Origin of the sequence: Citrobacter sp. Cpo012, assembly GCF_030333015.1 — a bacterium.
Taxonomy (GTDB): Bacteria; Pseudomonadota; Gammaproteobacteria; order Enterobacterales; family Enterobacteriaceae; genus Citrobacter; species Citrobacter portucalensis.
Map to the genome: position 1 here is coordinate 308044 of NZ_JAOWGR010000043.1, position 18110 is coordinate 326153.

The window sequence follows — 18110 nt, forward strand, 5'->3', positions numbered from 1 at the left end:
GATGAGTGGATTACGTCCTGCATTATCAACATTGATTTTCCTGATGCTTATCACCGGCGGGGCTTACCCGTTGTTGACCACCGCGTTGGGGCAGTGGTGGTTTCCCCACCAGGCTAACGGTTCGCTTCTACGCGAAGGTCAAGTCGTTCGCGGCTCTGCGCTCATTGGGCAACATTTTACCGCGGCCGGTTATTTTCAGGGACGTCCGTCAGCTACAGCAGAAATGCCCTATAATCCAATGGCTTCAGGCGGCAGTAACCTGGCAGCCAGCAACCCGGAACTGGATAAACAGCTGCAAAGCCGGATAGCCGCGCTGCGTGCCGCCAACCCGCAGGCAAATCCTGTCGTTCCGGTAGAGCTGGTAACGGCTTCTGCCAGCGGGCTGGATAACAATCTGACACCCGCCGCGGTGGCCTGGCAAATCCCCCGCGTGGCGCAGGCTCGCAACCTCAGCATTGAAGAGGTCACGCGCCTGGTTGCACAATACACGCAAAAGCCGTTGGTCAGTTTTATCGGCCAGCCGGTGGTGAACCTGGTGGAACTTAATTTAGCGCTGGATAAGCACTGAGAAAAAGGACATGCATAACGAACCCTTACGCCCCGACCCCGATCGCCTGCTGGAGCAGACCGCTGCCCCGCACCGCGGAAAACTGAAAATTTTCTTCGGCGCGTGTGCAGGCGTCGGTAAAACCTGGGCCATGCTGGCAGAGGCCCAGCGGCTGCGGGCGCAGGGGTTAGATGTGCTGATTGGCGTGGTGGAAACCCACGGACGCAAAGAGACCGCCGCGCTGCTGGACGGTCTCAGCATCCTGCCGCTAAAGAGACAGGCGCGCCATGGTCGTCATATCAGCGAGTTCGATCTCGACGCGGCGCTGGCCCGCCGTCCGGCGCTCATTTTGATGGATGAACTGGCGCACAGTAATGCGCCTGGCTCACGCCACCCTAAGCGTTGGCAAGATATTGAAGAACTGCTCGAAGCCGGCATTGACGTTTTTACTACCGTCAACGTGCAGCATCTGGAAAGCCTCAATGATGTGGTCAGCGGCGTCACAGGCATTCAGGTTCGCGAAACCGTCCCCGATCCTTTTTTCGATGCCGCCGACGATGTGGTGCTGGTCGATCTTCCCCCCGACGATTTGCGCCAACGCCTGAACGAAGGCAAGGTCTATATCGCCGGTCAGGCGGAAAGAGCCATCGAGCATTTCTTTCGCAAAGGGAACTTGATCGCGCTACGTGAGCTGGCCCTGCGCCGCACGGCCGATCGGGTTGACGATCAGATGCGTGCCTGGCGAGGGCGTCCGGGGGAAGAAAAAGTCTGGCATACCCGTGACGCCATTTTACTGTGCATTGGACACAATACCGGCAGCGAAAAACTGGTGCGTGCTGCCGCGCGTCTGGCAGCGCGCCTCGGCAGCGTCTGGCATGCAGTGTATGTCGAAACGCCAGCGCTACACCGACTGCCCGAAAAACAGCGCCGGGCAATCCTAAGCGCTCTGCGGTTAGCCCAGGAGCTGGGTGCAGAAACCGCCACCCTTTCCGATCCCGCTGAAGACAAGGCGGTAATCCGCTACGCCCGTGAGCATAATCTGGGAAAAATTGTCCTCGGACGTCCGACTACACGACGCTGGTGGCGCAGTGATTCCTTTGCTGACAAACTGGCCCATCGCGCACCGGATCTCGATCTGATGATTGTTGCGCTCGATGAGCCACCTTCGCGCCCTGTGCTACAAACTGCAGATAACCGCACCTTTAAGGATAAATGGCGGGTACAAATTCAGGGTTGTGTGGTTGCCGTCGCGCTGTGCGCCATCATTACGTTGATTGCCATGCAGTGGTTGATGGCCTTTGACGCCGCCAACCTGGTGATGATCTATTTATTGGGCGTGGTGGTTATCGCCCTCTTTTACGGACGCTGGCCGTCGGTGCTGGCAACTTTTATTAACGTCGCCAGCTTCGATCTCTTCTTTATTGCTCCGCGTGGCACGCTGGCCGTTTCCGATGTCCAGTACCTGCTCACCTTCGCCGTGATGCTAACGGTAGGGCTGGTTATTGGTAATCTGACCGCCGGAGTGCGTTATCAGGCGCGGGTGGCCCGTTATCGTGAACAACGTACGCGCCATTTGTATGAGATGTCGAAAGCGCTGGCCGTTGGGCGTAGTCAGCAAGATATCGCAGCCACCAGCGAACAGTTTATTGCCTCAACGTTCCAGGCCCGCAGCCAGGTTTTACTACCCGGTGAGAACGGTAAGCTGGCCCCTCTCACCCATCAACAGGGCATGACGCCGTGGGATGATGCCATTGCCCAATGGAGCTTTGATAAAGGGCAACCGGCTGGCGCAGGTACTGACACGTTGCCAGGTGTGCCGTATCAAATTTTACCGTTAAAAAGTGCCGACAAAACGCATGGGCTGCTGGTGGTGGAACCGGGAAATTTACGCCAGCTGATGATCCCCGAACAGCAACGCCTGCTGGAAACTTTCACTTTACTGGTCGCCAGTGCGCTGGAGCGTCTGACGCTGACTGCCAGCGAAGAGCAAGCCCGGTTTGCCAGCGAGCGTGAAAGCATTCGCAACGCGCTGCTCGCCGCCCTTTCCCACGATTTACGTACGCCGCTAACGGTGCTGTTTGGTCAGGCAGAGATCTTAACGTTGGATCTGGCAAGCGAAGGATCGCCGCACGCGCGCCAGGCCAGTGAGATTCGCCAGCACGTCCTTAATACGACCCGACTGGTTAATAACCTGCTGGATATGGCACGAATTCAATCTGGCGGCTTTAATCTTAAGAAGGAGTGGTTAACACTGGAAGAGGTGGTCGGCAGCGCCCTGCAGATGCTGGAGCCAGGACTCTCTGCTCCTATTAATTTGTCGCTACCAGCACCGTTGACGCTGATCCACGTCGATGGCCCACTCTTTGAACGGGTGCTGATTAACCTGCTGGAAAACGCCGTTAAATACGCAGGTCCAGCGGCGCAAATCGGTATTGATGCCTGCGTCGATGGCGAGCACCTGCAACTGGACGTCTGGGATAATGGTCCCGGCATTCCATCGGGTATGGAGCAGCGAGTTTTTGACAAGTTTTCCCGGGGAAACAAAGAGTCATCGGTACCGGGCGTTGGGCTGGGGCTGGCAATCTGTCAGGCCATTGTGGACGTGCACGGCGGTACGATTTCCGTCCACAATCGCGCACAGGGAGGAGCATGTTTCCGTGTTACACTGCCCCAGGAAATCCCCCCTGAACTTGAAGATTTTCATGAGGATATGTGACGAACGTACTGATTGTTGAAGATGAACAGGCTATCCGTCGCTTTCTGCGCACCGCGCTGGAAGCCGATGGTCTGCGTGTATATGAAGCGGAAACGCTGCAACGTGGTCTGCTGGAAGCCGCCACGCGAAAACCCGATCTCATCATTCTCGATCTCGGTCTGCCGGACGGTGACGGCATTGATTTTATTCGTGACCTGCGACAATGGAGCGCGATACCGGTAATTGTGCTCTCAGCCCGCAGCGAAGAAAGCGATAAAATCGCCGCTCTGGATGCCGGTGCCGATGACTATCTCAGTAAACCCTTTGGTATTGGCGAGCTACAGGCGCGATTACGCGTGGCATTGCGCCGCCACGCCAGCGGCGTGTCTCCCGAGCCGGTGGTGCATTTTTCCAACGTAAAAGTAGATATCGCCGCCCGGCTCGTACATCGTGGTGATGAAGAGATTCATCTGACGCCGATTGAGTTTCGCCTGTTAGCGGTACTGCTGAATAATGCCGGAAAGGTACTAACGCAACGCCAGTTGCTAAATCAGGTTTGGGGACCAAACGCCGTCGAACACAGTCACTATCTGCGAATTTACATGGGACACCTGCGCCAGAAGCTGGAACAGGACCCGGCGCGTCCACGTCATCTTCTGACCGAAACCGGGATTGGTTATCGGTTTATGCCGTGAATCTAAGCCGAATAAAAAAAGCCGGATCAGCGCAAAGCGATCAGGCTTTTTAATTCATGCCGGATAGCGACGCTAGCGTCTTATCCGGCCTACGGTTTACGCGTTTTTCAGCACTTCGCTGACGATCTCAACCGCTTCTTTTTCGATCTGCTTGCGGTGTTCTTCACCGAGGAAGCTCTCGCAATAGATTTTATAAGCGTCTTCGGTGCCGGACGGACGAGCGGCAAACCAGCCGTTGTCAGTCATCACTTTCAGACCGCCGATAGAAGCACCGTTGCCCGGTGCCGCCGTCAGACGTGCGGTGATCGGGTCGCCCGCCAGCGTGCTGGCACTCACCATTTCCGGAGACAGCTTAGACAGCGCCGCTTTCTGCGCGGAGGTCGCACTTGCCTGCAGGCGGTTGTAGCTCGGCGCACCAAAGCGGGCAGCCAGTTCGTTGTAGTGCTCCTGCGGATTTTTACCGGTCACTGCAGTAATTTCTGCCGCCAACAGGCACATGATGATGCCGTCTTTGTCGGTCGACCACGGTGTACCGTCGAAACGCAGGAAAGATGCCCCCGCGCTCTCTTCACCACCAAAGCCAAAGCTGCCGTCGAACAGACCGTCAACAAACCATTTAAAGCCAACCGGCACTTCGACCAGTTTACGCCCTAAATCATTCACCACGCGGTCAATCATCGCCGAGGACACCAGCGTCTTACCAACGGCAACGTCTTTGCCCCACTGCGGACGATGCTGGAACAGGTAGTTGATCGCCACCGCCAGATAGTGGTTCGGATTCATCAGCCCTGCCGGGGTGACGATACCGTGACGGTCGTAGTCTGGGTCGTTGGCAAAGGCCAGATCGAACTTGTCGCGCAGCGCCAGCAGGCCCGCCATCGCGCACTCGGAGGAGCAGTCCATGCGGATAGCGCCATCTTTGTCGAGATGCATAAAGCGGAAAGTCTGATCAACGTGATCGTTAACGATAGTCAGGTTCAGGTTGTAGTGCTTAGCAATACGCTTCCAGTATTCGATACCGGAACCGCCCAGCGGATCGACACCCAGCGTCAGACCCGCTTTTTGGATCGCCGCCATGTCGACGATGTCAGCCAGTCCTTCAACAAACGGCTGAACCAGATCCTGCTCTGTTACATGACCAGATGCCAGCGCAGCGTCCAGCGACATGCGCTTCACGCCTTGCAGACCGTCAGCCAGCAGCGCGTTGGCTCTGTCTTCCACCACTTTGGTGACGTTGGTATCTGCCGGACCACCGTTTGGCGGGTTGTATTTAATGCCGCCATCTTCCGGCGGGTTGTGGGACGGCGTGATCACAATGCCGTCAGCCAGCGGGCCGCCTTTTTTGTTGTGGACCAGGATAGCATTCGACACAGCAGGGGTTGGCGTAAAGCCGTTATTTTCCTGCACGATGACGTCAACGCCGTTCGCCGCCAGCACTTCCAGTACAGAGATAAAAGCCGGTTCAGACAGCGCGTGGGTATCCTTGCCCACATAGCACGGGCCAGTAATCCCGTTTTTCGCACGTTCTTCAGCAATCGCCTGAGCGATAGCCAGAATATGCGGCTCGTTAAAACTATGACGACCTGCACTGCCACGATGTCCGGACGTACCGAACTTAACGGCGTGCTCAGCGTTCCCTGCTGTTGGTTTCAGTACATAGTACTGTGCCGTCAGTTGGGCGACGTTAATCAAATCACTCTGTTGCGCAGGTTGACCTGCACGGTTGTGGATTGCCATTGCCTGGTCCTTCTAATGCAAGGATTAAATTGTTCCGCAAACCTTTTCAATCAATTCCGCAGGGAATTGCATTGACTGCATGATGTGTTCAACCATGCTGCATTTACGGCCGGTATTGGTGTTGGTGATCACCCAGTACGGCGTGCCTGGCACGTGTTTCGGTTTGGTTTGATTACCATTTTTCAGCAGCGTCTGTTCATCCGCTGCAAAATAAACGCGCGTACGGCCATGCAACGATTCCGTTGCTTCGGCGAACGCGTTTTGATCCAGTGAATAGAGTGTAGACAGCACCAGCATAAAGCGATTTACTGCTTTCTTCTGTTCCGCGTATTCGTCGGACAGCAGCAGTTCACGCATCGCGCGCACTTTATCTTTTACGGGGTTAACCGGCTTAGCTTCCACGACAGGTTGCACAGCGCGGACTTCTTTGACTACCGGAGTGACAGGCTGTGATGCGGCGGAAAATTTCAACATACGCCGTAAAATGTCGGATGCGCTCTCGCCAATATGCTTGGTGTGGCTGGCAATATAGCTATAGAGTTCATCATCAACTTCAATCGTTTTCATCTTAATCCAGTGCAATGTTTAGCTGAATACAAGTTGTCGGGGTAAACACACGTAGTGTAAAGGCAAATCCCAACAGCGGATAGCGTCAAGCCTGGTGGCCAGCAAAACTCAGAGTAACCGTAGTTGTTGCAGCCATGTGGCAGAATGGTCAACATGATACCCTAACCCGTGAGTGTGAAAAAAAGAACTTTGCCATGAAATTGAATATCCGAGCGCAATCTGCGCAAAACCTGCACAATAATTCTCCCATCGTCCTGGTTCACGGCCTGTTTGGCAGTCTGGATAACCTGGGGATCCTGGCGCGCGATCTGGTGGTCGATCACGATATCATCCAGGTCGATATGCGAAATCATGGCCTCTCCCCTCGTTCCCCTGAGATGAATTATCCGGCCATGGCGCAAGATTTGCTGGATACGCTGGACGCTCAGCAAATAGAAAAGGCGACCTTTATTGGTCACTCGATGGGGGGAAAAGCCGTCATGGCGTTAACCGCGCTGGCTCCTGATCGTATCGATCGACTGGTGGCCATTGATATTGCGCCGGTCGACTATCATGTTCGCCGTCACGATGCGATCTTTACCGCTATTAATGCCGTAACCGATGCCCAGGCCACTTCGCGTCAGCAGGCGGCCAGCGTCATGCGTCAACATCTGCATGAGGAAGGCGTAATCCAGTTTCTGCTGAAATCTTTCGTCGACGGCGAGTGGCGTTTTAACGTTCCCGTGCTGTGGGATCAATATCCTCATATCGTCGGTTGGGAAACCATTCCTGCGTGGGAGCACCCGGCGCTGTTTATCCCTGGTGGCAACTCACCGTATGTTACCGAAGCGTATCGCGAACAACTGCTGACACAATTCCCACAGGCTCGGGCGCATGTTATTGCAGGAGCCGGTCATTGGGTGCATGCGGAAAAACCGGAGGCGGTACTGCGCGCCATCCGTCGTTATCTGAACGAACAGGCTAACTGATTAAAAACTCAGCGTCTGCGCGCGATTACGCGCGTGGGCGTTGGCGTGTCACCCCTGCTGATGTATTATGGCGCGCTATCCATCCGGGCAGACGCCTGGCTGATTGTTTCCCCGAAGTCACCAAGATCATGGCCAAAGAACAAACGGACCGTACGACATTAGATCTGTTCGCGCAGGAGCGTCGCCCGGGACGACCCAAAACTAATCCGCTCTCGCGTGATGAACAGTTACGTATTAATAAACGTAATCAGCTTAAGCGTGACAAAGTTCGCGGGCTTAAGCGTGTCGAACTGAAACTGAACGCTGATGCCGTTGACGCTCTGAACGAGCTGGCTGAGGCGCGCAACATGAGTCGCAGTGAACTCATCGAAGAGATGCTGATGACCCAACTCAGCACATTGCGCGGTCAGGCATAGTCTGAATTTCTGCTCTAAATCATAAATCGTGTAGCACAGAGTGCAGTCCTGCGTGTTTGCTGTTTCCGCATGCCTGACTGTTCTGCTATGATTGCCCTTATCCGTGGGCAATGCGCCACCACCATTTCAATAAGTTTCAAGAGGTTATTTTACTCATGGCAATCACTGGCATCTTTTTCGGCAGCGACACCGGTAATACCGAAAACATCGCAAAAATGATTCAAAAACAGCTTGGTAAAGACGTTGCCGATGTTCATGACATTGCAAAAAGCAGCAAAGAAGACCTCGAAGGTTATGACATTCTGCTGCTCGGCATCCCAACCTGGTACTACGGTGAAGCTCAGTGTGACTGGGACGACTTCTTCCCTACCCTCGAAGACATTGATTTTAATGGAAAACTGGTTGCATTATTCGGCTGCGGCGACCAGGAAGATTACGCAGAATATTTCTGCGATGCGTTAGGGACCATTCGCGACATCATCGAACCGCGCGGCGCAACTATCGTTGGTCACTGGCCGACTGCGGGTTATCACTTTGAAGCGTCTAAAGGCCTGGCTGACGACGACCACTTTGTCGGTCTGGCTATCGATGAAGATCGCCAGCCAGAACTGACAGCAGAACGCGTAGAAAAATGGGTTAAGCAGATCTCTGAAGAGCTGCACCTCGACGAAATCATTAATGCCTGATTTCGTGCGGCGTAGATTTCCATCTGCGCCGCATCAATAGATAAAACCAATCAAAATAATTGCTACAAATTTGTAACTTTTTCGTCTGACCCTGTACAATGGCTGGATGCCAATCGGGTGTTGCACAGTGTGTTTGTCGGCGATACCACGTTTTGATTAACAATATATGCCAGAGACTTGCAGTTTTCATTTAGCCATGGCAGTTCTATAATGATACGCATTATCTCAAGTGCAATTTCTGTCACTTCTGTTAATGAAGTGAATCGTTTAGCTACAGGACAGATTCCGCATGACTGACAACAATACCGCATTAAAGAAGGCTGGCCTGAAAGTAACGCTTCCTCGTTTAAAAATTCTGGAAGTTCTTCAGGAACCGGATAACCATCACGTCAGTGCGGAAGATTTATACAAACGCCTGATCGATATGGGTGAAGAAATTGGTCTGGCGACCGTGTATCGTGTGCTGAACCAGTTTGATGATGCCGGTATCGTGACCCGCCATAATTTTGAAGGTGGTAAATCCGTCTTCGAGCTGACTCAACAGCATCATCACGATCACCTCATCTGTCTCGACTGCGGCAAAGTAGTCGAGTTCAGCGATGATTCCATCGAAGCGCGCCAGCGTGAGATCGCGGCTAAACATGGTATTCGTTTAACCAACCATAGTCTCTATCTCTACGGCCACTGCGCTGAAGGCGATTGCCGCGAAGATGAGCATGCCCACGACGGCAAATAATGTAATGCTTTTTGAAAAGCCAACCTTCCGGTTGGCTTTTTTTATGGGCATTACCTGCCCTTTTCCCCTTCCCTCCGCTCCTGTGTTGCTTTAATGTAAAAATCAATTGCCCCTTCCGGAGAGTCGAAATGGAACTTCGCCAGCTACGCTATTTTGTGCGCATTGTAGAAACCGGCAGCATGGGTAGCGCGGCACTCGATCTCAATATCGGGGTTTCGGCACTCAGCCAGCAAATGTCGCGTCTGGAAAGCGAACTCGCTATTCGCCTGCTGCAGCGCACCTCGCGCGGTGTGACACCCACCAGCGCCGGGCTGGCTTTTTACTCCCAGGCGCAGCTGGCGCTTCGTCACGCAGACGACGCGATCCTCGCCGCACGCGAGTCCCGGCTTTCCGGGCACGTCAGCGTCGGCATGGCTCCCAGTACCGCTTCCGTTCTCGGAATGCCGTTTATCAACGCCATGCGGGAAAGCTACAGTGATGTCCGTCTGCATGTGGTGGAAAGCCTCTCTGGCAATCTGGAGCGGATGATTAATACCCGCCAGATTGATCTGGCTGTCGTGTTTCAGAAAGAAAAGATCCTGCGCTGGAGCGCCATACCGATTCTCGAAGAGCGGCTGTTTTTGATTGGGACTCATGCCTTACTGGCTGATATTGCCGATGACAATATTGCTCCAGCCCAGTTGGCAAGTATCCCATTGATAATGCCAAGCCCGGGCCACGGTCTGCGCGGCAGGCTGGAAGCGATTTGTCAGGAACACGCGCTGAACATTGAGATCGCCACGGAAATTGATGGTCTGGCGCTACTCATGCGCGCCGTGCGCAGTGGCATTGGTGCCACTCTCCAGCCCGGCGCGGCAATTTCCCATCTCGATAAAGAGACGCTAAGAGTGATCGGCGTCCACAATCCAATACTTAGCCGCCCCAACTTTCTGGTGAGTCTCTCAGACGATGAACTCACCCCGGCAGGCCTCGCGGCCCGCGTGGTGCTGACGAAAGTGATGCATCAACTGGTGGAAGCAGGAAGCTGGCCTGGCGCCATCCTTTACAATAACTAAAGTACCGTTTAGCACTACGTCATAGCGCCCGCACAAGCCGTGCGTATACATTTCAATTACAAATTTAACAAATGGTTAAATGGTAATGGAGTATACGATGGTTGATGTTCTGGTGATTGGTGGTGGCAATGCCGCGTTATGCGCTGCCTTGTCTGCCCGCGAGCAAGGAGCTTCGGTACTCCTGCTCGAAGCGGCTCCCCGTGAATGGCGCGGAGGAAACTCCCAACACACACGTAATTTACGTTGTATGCATGACGCGCCGCAGGATGTGCTGGTGGAAAGCTATCCTGAAGAAGAATTCTGGCAGGATCTGTGGCGCGTCACGGAAGGGAATACCAACGAAGCGCTGGCGCGTCTGGTGATCCGTACCTCTTCACAATGCCGTGACTGGATGCGTCAGCACGGCGTTAACTTTCAACCTCCTCTCTCCGGCGCTTTGCACGTGGCGCGAACCAACGCCTTTTTTATGGGCGGTGGAAAGGCCCTGGTGAATGCCTATTATCGCAGCGCAGAAAAGCTGGGCGTTCAAATTCGCTATAACACCCCCGTTCAGGCGCTTGAACTGCACAACGGCGAGTTCGTGGCGGCGCTGTCAGGCAACGAGCGTATCACAGCGAAATCCTGCGTGCTTGCCGCTGGCGGATTCGAATCTAACCGGGAGTGGCTGCGAGAAGCCTGGGGAGAGAACGAGCGCGGCGAGTGGCCAGCGGATAACTTCCTGATTCGCGGCACGCGTTTTAATCAGGGCGTACTGCTCAAATTTATGATGGATGCTGGCGCAGACATTATCGGCGATCCCTCCCAGTCACACTGTGTGGCAATTGATGCCAGAGCGCCATTATATGACGGCGGGATTTGCACCCGCGTGGACTGCGTTTCGCTCGGTATTGTGGTGAACCGGGACGCTGAGCGTTTTTATGATGAAGGTGAAGATTTCTGGCCCAAACGCTACGCCATCTGGGGACGTCTGGTCGCTCAACAGCCAGGACAGATTGGCTACTCCATCATCGACAGTAAAGCTATCGGACACTTCATGCCTCCGGTCTTTCCTGGCACGCAGGCCAATACGCTGGCTGAACTGGCCTTTCAGTTAGGACTGGATGCCGAACGCTTTACCCACACCGTGACAGAGTACAACAACGCCTGCCAGCCAGGTCAGTTCGACCATACCGTTCTGGATAACTGCGCCACTAAAGATTTGCTACCCGAGAAAACGCATTGGGCGCGACCGCTGGATCAACCGCCTTACTACGGCTACGCCCTGCGGCCAGGAATCACCTTCACTTATCTTGGGTTAAAAGTGAACGAACGCGCCGCTGTGCATTTTGCAGGGCTTCCAAGCCGTAACCTGTTCGTCGCCGGAGAGATGATGGCGGGTAACGTGCTGGGCAAGGGTTACACCGCAGGCGTGGGGATGTCGATCGGCACGACCTTTGGCCGCATTGCCGGAAAAGAAGCCGCGCTGGCTGCACGTAAGGAGACACGTCATGAAGCAGCTTGAGAAACTGATCATCGAAGCGCAAATTATCACCGAACCGGAAGCTGAAGTTGAACGCGTGATGCAGGTGTGTAACGCCTGCCGCTATTGCGAAGGCTTTTGCGCCGTGTTCCCGGCCATGACTCAGCGTCTGGAATTCAGTAAAGCGGATATCAATTATCTGGCAAACTTGTGCCATAACTGCGGCGCTTGCCTGCACGCGTGTCAGTATGCCCCGCCTCATGAATTTGCCATCAACGTGCCGAAAGCGATGGCGGAAGTCCGGCTCGAAACCTATCAGCATTACGCGCAACCCGCCGCCTTTGGCACGCTATATCGTCGCGCAGGCGTAACCGTGACGCTGGCGCTGGTTTTCGGTCTGATCCTGTTTTTACTCCTCGCTATAGGTTTGAAAGGTTCATTATTCCATCCTCCACTGGCCGGGGATTTCTATCAAATTTTCCCGCATAACCTGCTGGCCTGGATGTTTGGTTCGGTGTTTATTCTGGCGATCGGTTTGCTGATGGCGGGCGTGATCCGCTTCTGGCGCGAGATCTCTCCGGGTATGCCGCGTTCCGCCGAGATCGCTGAAGCCTCACACGATGCGCTGACGCTGAAATATCTCGATGGTGGCCACGGCAAAGGTTGTAACGAAGCGGATGATGCCTTCACCCTGATGCGCCGCCGTTTCCACCACTTTACCTTCTACGGTTTTATGCTCTGCTTTGCCGCCACCGTGGTGGCAACGGGCTATCACTACTTTGCAGGCATAGAAGCACCCTACCCGTTCTTCAGCGTTCCGGTCATGCTGGGCACGTTGGGTGGCATTGGCCTGGTTGTCGGTCCGGCTGGCTTGCTATGGCTTAATCTCAGGCGCTCACCGCTACACGGCGACGCCCGGCAAAAACCGATGGATCGCGGTTTTATTTTGCTGCTGCTGCTGACCAGTCTGACCGGTCTGGCGCTGCTGGCGGGAAGAGATACCTCATTGATGGCTATTTTACTGGCCATTCATCTCGGCGTGGTCATGGCGCTTTTTCTGACCATTCCTTACGGAAAATTTGCCCACGGATTTTACCGCTGCGCAGCCTTACTCAAGTGGGCGATTGAGAAACGGCGCGGCAAACAGGCGGGAGTCTCAGGCGACTAACCCGCAAACTCTTACCTCTATAAATATTATGATAAGACAGTGGAGCAAACCCAATGACACAACAACCATCGCGCACCGGAACTTTCGGCGCAATACTGCGGGTAACCAGCGGTAATTTTCTCGAACAGTTCGACTTTTTTCTGTTCGGGTTTTACGCCACCTATATCGCAAAGACTTTCTTCCCCGCGGAGAGTGAGTTTGCCGGGCTCATGTTGACCTTTGCGGTTTTCGGTTCGGGATTTTTAATGCGGCCCGTTGGCGCAATCGTGCTGGGTGCTTATATCGACAGAATTGGTCGCCGCAAAGGACTGATGGTGACGCTGGCGATCATGGGCTGCGGGACCCTGTTGATTGCTCTGGTTCCCGGTTATCAAAGTATTGGCCTGCTGGCTCCTGTGCTGGTATTAGTCGGTCGATTATTGCAGGGCTTCTCTGCGGGCGTAGAGTTGGGCGGCGTTTCGGTTTATCTTTCTGAAATCGCCACGCCTGGCAATAAAGGTTTCTACACCAGCTGGCAGTCTGCCAGCCAACAGGTTGCCATTGTGGTGGCAGCGCTGATTGGCTACGGCCTGAATGCCACGCTGGGGCACGATGAAATCTCTGAATGGGGCTGGCGCATTCCGTTCTTTATTGGTTGTATGATTATTCCGTTGATCTTCGTCCTGCGCCGCTCGCTTCAGGAAACGGACGCATTTTTACAACGTACACACCGTCCCGACACCAGGGAAATTTTCACCACTATCATCAAAAACTGGCGTCTGATCTCAGCGGGTACACTGCTGGTGGCGATGACCACAACGACGTTTTACTTTATTACCGTCTATACCCCGACCTATGGCAGGGCTGTACTCCACCTGAGCGCGCGCGATAGCCTGGTCGTCACCATGCTGGTCGGTATTTCTAACTTTATCTGGCTGCCGATTGGCGGAGCGATTTCTGACCGAATTGGTCGCCGCCCGGTGTTGATGGGGATTACCGTACTCGCACTGCTCACCACCTGGCCGGTCATGCACTGGCTCACCGCCGCGCCAGATTTTATGCGCATGACGTTGGTTCTGCTTTGGTTCTCGTTCTTTTTTGGTATGTACAATGGGGCAATGGTCGCGGCACTCACCGAGGTGATGCCTGTCTATGTCCGTACGGTGGGTTTTTCACTGGCCTTCAGTCTGGCTACGGCGATTTTTGGCGGTCTGACACCCGTCATATCCACGGCGCTGGTCCAGCTAACCGGAGATAAAAGCTCGCCGGGATGGTGGCTGATGTGCGCGGCACTTTGCGGACTCGCCGCCACGGCAATGTTGTTTGTCCGCCTGAGTCGTCATTATCAACCGGCCGAACAGAAACTCTGACATGCAAACGGGCGGAGAATTCTCCGCCCGTTGTATTTTCATTTTTCGATTTACTGCGCAGTATTCTTACTGCGTATTTCCTGCCAGACCTTGTCACAATCAGCATTGACGGACTGACCGTTACCCGTGCGCGTGGCCTGGATACACTGCTGATAATCCAGCACGCGTACGCTTTCTTCATTGGCAAACTGTTGGTGCTGTTTTTCTTTCTTCAGCACATTCAACACGCTTTGGCAGGCTTCAATTTTCTCCGGCGATCCCTGCGCGGTATTAATACACGCGCTGTAGGCTTCTTTCAGACGGCTGTCCTCTTTCGGCGCAGGAGATTGCGCACACGCCACCAGCCCTGATGCCATAACGGCGATGAGTATCAGTTTTTTCATAGCACTTTCCTCAACGATGCGGCAGGCACCCGGCCTGCCGCTGTTGGCATTAGAAGATGGTGAACGGAGCAATAACGATGAACTTCACGTCGCGCTCATCCTGGAACATGTTGCCGTAGCCACCGCCCCAGCTCGGAATGTCTGAATGGTTGTCGTACTGAGTGAAGTGCAGCTTAAACATGGTGCCCTTCGCACGACCTTCCTGCAGGGTGTAGACCGCATCCAGGCTGTAAGAAGATTCTTCGATAGTCCGGTTTTTGTCGTAGTACGCATCCGGGTTGAGCTGCCAGGTTGATGGCTTAGCATCCCATGCGTAAACGTAGGATGCACCTACCGCCCAGCCCGGCAGATTCCAGTTCTTCAGGTCATACATTGCGCCGAAGAAGACTGCCTTTTCACCGTTGGCGTTGAAGTCAGAACGGTTATCCCACCAGACATCCAGACGACCGTTTGAAGAGGCGTAGGTTGGGGTCATACGCTGCAGGAAGTAACCCTGCTGGCCGTCCGCTTTAACCCAGGTCCCTTCCAGACGAAGGTCAACGACTTCTGCCACTTTGTAGCCAAAGGTCAACGCCTGCAACCAGGCAGTGCCATCATAAATATCGTTCACGGTACGATCATCAACCTTGTCGCGTGCACCGTAGAACTGGTAGCTGGTGGTAAATGGGTTACCGCCTAAATCGAATTTGTAGCTGGCTTTTGCGAAGTACTGATCGACATAACCTTCAGACTGACCAAATGCCGCTTCCAGCAACAGGTTATTTTTGAAGTCATATTTCGCGCCAATTGAGTGCAGGTAATCAACACTGGTCTTTTTATCAGCCTGATAGAATTTATCGACTTCGGTGTGCCACGGTGCTTTATATTCGTTAGCCCACATATAGGAGAAGCTCAGTGCGCCAGCATCACCGTAATCGAAGTTGGCACCGGCTTCAGCTCCCTGATAGGTACCTGGCATAAAGCTCCAATGCGGTGCCAGCAGAGTCTGCCCGGTTGGTTGAATGTAACCGGCGCGCGCCCAGGTTGGGCCGTATTTAAATTTAGCTGCTGCTTTATAAAGGCTAATCCCGCTCTTATCGCCGGAGTAATCCTCGTCATAGCCTTTATTTTTGGAAGAGAATGCGATTTCGTTTGGATGGCCGCTTTCGCTACTTTCGTTCATTTCAATAGCGGTAAATGCCGCGATATCAATACCAAACATATCGGCCGCGTAACCGGACTGGAAGTCGAGGTTAGCGTTCCAGGTGGAGTGAGAAAGGTTGGTTTTATATTTGTCATGATCGGTCACATCTTTACGGTCACGCTCACGCTGCCAGTAATAGATGCCGCCGGTTAAGGTTGAGTCATCAATAAATCCTTCGGCGTGTACCTGCGGAGCGACAACAAAACCCGACATTGCTGTAATACCGGCGATTGCCAGCGCCAGCGTACTACGTTTGCCACTAAACGTACGCATATGTTAATCCTCTTTGACGTATAAAATGCTGCCGACAAAAGCGGACAGCGAAAAAACAAAAAATAAAAAAGTAGCGCTAAGAAAACCTCAGTGACTACAATGAATAGACTATTTTTCGCGACGCGAATTATCAATCTCTTTCTGTAACGAGTATGTAATAGTATGAGCAACCGCACATATTTGATTGCTTTCTGTTACATTTTCATCGGAAGATAAAAAAGCGTTGAAGAAATGAAAAAATCGCTTGTTTTCCATGGAGATGAAATCGGTTTCAGCCCATTTCATATTGAGGTAAGTTATTTAAACGTAAAAACATTCGCCCAGTCCATTATTACGGACATGTAATTAATTCGCTCCGCAAACGGAGCCTGGAACACGGTTTTTTTGCGAAAAAAAACGCCGCATGAAGCGGCGTTTAGAGAGGATGTGTTGCGGCTTATTCGCCCGCTTTAGCCCACGTGTCACGTAGACCAACGGTACGGTTAAACACCAGCTTGTCAGCCGTTGCATAACGACTGTCCAGGCAGAAGTAACCTTCACGCTCAAACTGGAACGCTTTACCTGCAACCGCTGCCTTCAGCGACGGCTCACCGTAACCCTGCTTAATGACCAGCGATTCCGGGTTAATAACGGACAGGAAGTCTTCCGCCGCGCCTGGATTTGGCACGCTAAACAGACGATCGTACAAGCGAATTTCAATCGGCAGCGCATGGGATGCGCTCACCCAGTGAATAACGCCTTTGACTTTACGACCATCGGCCGGGTCTTTGCTCAGGGTGTCGGCATCGTAGGTGCAGAAAATGGTGGTGATATTCCCTTCCGCATCTTTCTCAACACGTTCGGCCTTGATCACATAAGCATTACGCAGACGTACTTCTTTGCCCATCACCAGACGCTTGTACTGCTTGTTCGCTTCTTCACGGAAGTCTGCGCGATCGATCCAAATTTCACCGCTAAATGGCACTTCGCGGCTGCCCATTTCCGGTTTGTTCGGATGGTTAGGCATGGTGACCAATTCGCTTTCGCCCTGCGGATAGTTTTCGATAACCAGTTTAACCGGATCGATAACCGCCATCGCGCGCGGGGCATTTTCGTTCAGATCTTCGCGGATACAGGATTCCAGAGAAGCGATCTCAATGGTGTTGTCTTGCTTGGTCACGCCAATGCGTTTGCAGAACTCACGGATCGCGGCAGCGGTGTAACCGCGACGACGCAGGCCAGAAATCGTCGGCATACGCGGATCGTCCCAGCCTTCAACGTGCTTGTCGGTCACCAGCAGATTCAGCTTACGCTTGGACATCACGGTATATTCCAGATTCAGGCGCGAGAATTCGTACTGACGCGGATGAACCGGAATGGTGATGTTGTCCAGCACCCAGTCGTACAGACGACGGTTATCCTGGAACTCCAGCGTACACAGGGAATGCGTAATGCCTTCCAGCGCATCGCTGATGCAGTGGGTAAAGTCGTACATCGGGTAGATACACCACTTGTTGCCGGTCTGGTGGTGTTCGGCGAACTTAATGCGGTACAACACCGGATCGCGCATCACGATAAACGGCGACGCCATGTCGATTTTCGCACGCAGGCACGCTTTGCCTTCTTCAAAACCACCGGCACGCATTTTTTCGAACAGCGCCAGGTTCTCTTCGACGCTACGATCGCGGTACGGGCTATTTTTGCCAGGCTGAGTCAGCGTGCCGCGGTATTCGCGGATTTCGTCCGCTGACAGTTCGTCAACGTACGCCAGGCCTTTATTAATAAGCTCTACCGCATAGGCGTGAAGCTGATCGAAGTAATCCGAAGAGTAGCGAATATCGCCAGTCCAGTGGAAACCTAACCATTCAACGTCGTTTTTAATCGACTCAACGTACTCGATATCTTCTTTAACCGGGTTCGTATCATCAAAACGCAGGTTGCACTGGCCCTGGTAATCTTGCGCAATGCCAAAGTTCAGACAAATGGATTTCGCGTGGCCAATGTGCAGATAGCCATTTGGCTCCGGCGGAAAACGGGTATGGATAGTGGTGTGCTTACCACTGGCCAGATCTTCATCGATGATCTGACGAATAAAGTTACTCGGGCGGGCTTCAGCCTCACTCATCGTGGATTCCTCAAAACGTAAACAACGTATAACGGAGTATGATCTTATAAGCGACGTCAGGAGACAACTATTAGTTGCACAAAAAAGGT

General features: G+C 53.4%; 17 protein-coding genes. 12 read left to right on the forward strand and 5 right to left on the reverse strand.

The window, feature by feature from the left end; genetic code table 11:
- Nucleotide 1 precedes the first annotated feature (1 nt).
- The 3 genes from kdpC to kdpE are packed head-to-tail and all read left to right on the forward strand — an operon-like array spanning nucleotide 2 to nucleotide 3937.
- Complete coding sequence (gene kdpC / locus OGX90_RS21305) at nucleotides 2-568, forward strand: potassium-transporting ATPase subunit KdpC (RefSeq protein WP_048235873.1); 567 nt, start codon at nucleotides 2-4, stop codon at nucleotides 566-568.
- 10 nt (nucleotides 569-578) lie between these two features.
- Nucleotides 579-3263: a two-component system sensor histidine kinase KdpD gene (gene kdpD, locus OGX90_RS21310; RefSeq protein WP_191215053.1), complete on the forward strand. Its 2685-nt coding sequence runs from the start codon at nucleotides 579-581 to the stop codon at nucleotides 3261-3263.
- Nucleotides 3260-3937: a two-component system response regulator KdpE gene (kdpE, locus tag OGX90_RS21315; RefSeq protein WP_234692215.1), complete on the forward strand. Its 678-nt coding sequence runs from the start codon at nucleotides 3260-3262 to the stop codon at nucleotides 3935-3937. The genes kdpD and kdpE overlap by 4 nt, the downstream gene beginning before the upstream one ends.
- 96 nt (nucleotides 3938-4033) lie before the next feature.
- Here the strand turns inward: kdpE and pgm are convergent, their stop codons facing one another.
- Complete coding sequence (gene pgm / locus OGX90_RS21320; protein ID WP_008784117.1) at nucleotides 4034-5674, reverse strand: phosphoglucomutase (alpha-D-glucose-1,6-bisphosphate-dependent); 1641 nt, start codon at nucleotides 5672-5674, stop codon at nucleotides 4034-4036.
- Between the two features lie 24 nt (nucleotides 5675-5698).
- Nucleotides 5699-6241 (reverse strand): replication initiation negative regulator SeqA, encoded by a 543-nt coding sequence (seqA, locus tag OGX90_RS21325; protein ID WP_048214679.1) that lies wholly within the window; start codon nucleotides 6239-6241, stop codon nucleotides 5699-5701.
- A 194-nt stretch (nucleotides 6242-6435) separates the two neighbouring features.
- On the opposite strand from seqA, the gene ybfF reads away from it, so the two are divergent.
- From ybfF to OGX90_RS21370, 9 genes are all read left to right on the forward strand, one after another.
- Nucleotides 6436-7209, forward strand: coding sequence for an esterase (ybfF, locus tag OGX90_RS21330; RefSeq protein ID WP_167819702.1), 774 nt, complete (start codon nucleotides 6436-6438; stop codon nucleotides 7207-7209).
- Between the two features lie 128 nt (nucleotides 7210-7337).
- Entirely contained in the window at nucleotides 7338-7625 is a 288-nt protein-coding gene (ybfE, locus tag OGX90_RS21335) for a LexA regulated protein (protein WP_003831362.1), read from the forward strand.
- Between the two features lie 155 nt (nucleotides 7626-7780).
- The gene (fldA, locus tag OGX90_RS21340; protein ID WP_003022839.1) at nucleotides 7781-8311 is read left to right on the forward strand and encodes a flavodoxin FldA; all 531 of its coding nucleotides are present in this window, start codon (nucleotides 7781-7783) and stop codon (nucleotides 8309-8311) included.
- A 210-nt stretch (nucleotides 8312-8521) separates the two neighbouring features.
- Nucleotides 8522-8608, forward strand: coding sequence for a ryhB-regulated fur leader peptide (locus tag OGX90_RS21345; RefSeq protein ID WP_100247215.1), 87 nt, complete (start codon nucleotides 8522-8524; stop codon nucleotides 8606-8608).
- Complete coding sequence (gene fur, locus OGX90_RS21350; RefSeq protein ID WP_003022836.1) at nucleotides 8601-9047, forward strand: ferric iron uptake transcriptional regulator; 447 nt, start codon at nucleotides 8601-8603, stop codon at nucleotides 9045-9047. The genes OGX90_RS21345 and fur overlap by 8 nt, the downstream gene beginning before the upstream one ends.
- Nucleotides 9048-9175: 128 nt before the next feature.
- Nucleotides 9176-10102 (forward strand): tricarballylate utilization LysR family transcriptional regulator TcuR, encoded by a 927-nt coding sequence (gene tcuR / locus OGX90_RS21355; RefSeq protein ID WP_048226092.1) that lies wholly within the window; start codon nucleotides 9176-9178, stop codon nucleotides 10100-10102.
- 97 nt (nucleotides 10103-10199) lie between these two features.
- Nucleotides 10200-11603, forward strand: coding sequence for an FAD-dependent tricarballylate dehydrogenase TcuA (tcuA, locus tag OGX90_RS21360; protein ID WP_204557370.1), 1404 nt, complete (start codon nucleotides 10200-10202; stop codon nucleotides 11601-11603).
- Nucleotides 11590-12729 carry a tricarballylate utilization 4Fe-4S protein TcuB gene (gene tcuB, locus OGX90_RS21365; RefSeq protein WP_204557369.1) on the forward strand — a complete coding sequence of 380 codons (1140 nt, stop codon included), beginning with the start codon at nucleotides 11590-11592 and terminating at the stop codon, nucleotides 12727-12729. The genes tcuA and tcuB overlap by 14 nt, the downstream gene beginning before the upstream one ends.
- A 53-nt stretch (nucleotides 12730-12782) precedes the next feature.
- Nucleotides 12783-14078 carry an MFS transporter gene (locus OGX90_RS21370; protein ID WP_008784107.1) on the forward strand — a complete coding sequence of 432 codons (1296 nt, stop codon included), beginning with the start codon at nucleotides 12783-12785 and terminating at the stop codon, nucleotides 14076-14078.
- 50 nt (nucleotides 14079-14128) lie between these two features.
- Here OGX90_RS21370 and OGX90_RS21375 read toward each other — a convergent pair whose 3' ends face one another.
- The 3 genes from OGX90_RS21375 to glnS form a co-directional block, all read right to left on the reverse strand.
- Nucleotides 14129-14461, reverse strand: a complete 333-nt coding sequence (locus tag OGX90_RS21375; protein WP_008784106.1) for a ChiQ/YbfN family lipoprotein — start codon at nucleotides 14459-14461, stop codon at nucleotides 14129-14131.
- 49 nt (nucleotides 14462-14510) lie between these two features.
- Nucleotides 14511-15917: a chitoporin ChiP gene (gene chiP, locus OGX90_RS21380; protein WP_008784105.1), complete on the reverse strand. Its 1407-nt coding sequence runs from the start codon at nucleotides 15915-15917 to the stop codon at nucleotides 14511-14513.
- A gap of 436 nt (nucleotides 15918-16353) precedes the next feature.
- Nucleotides 16354-18021: a glutamine--tRNA ligase gene (gene glnS, locus OGX90_RS21385; RefSeq protein ID WP_048226099.1), complete on the reverse strand. Its 1668-nt coding sequence runs from the start codon at nucleotides 18019-18021 to the stop codon at nucleotides 16354-16356.
- Between the last annotated feature and the right edge of the window lie 89 nt (nucleotides 18022-18110).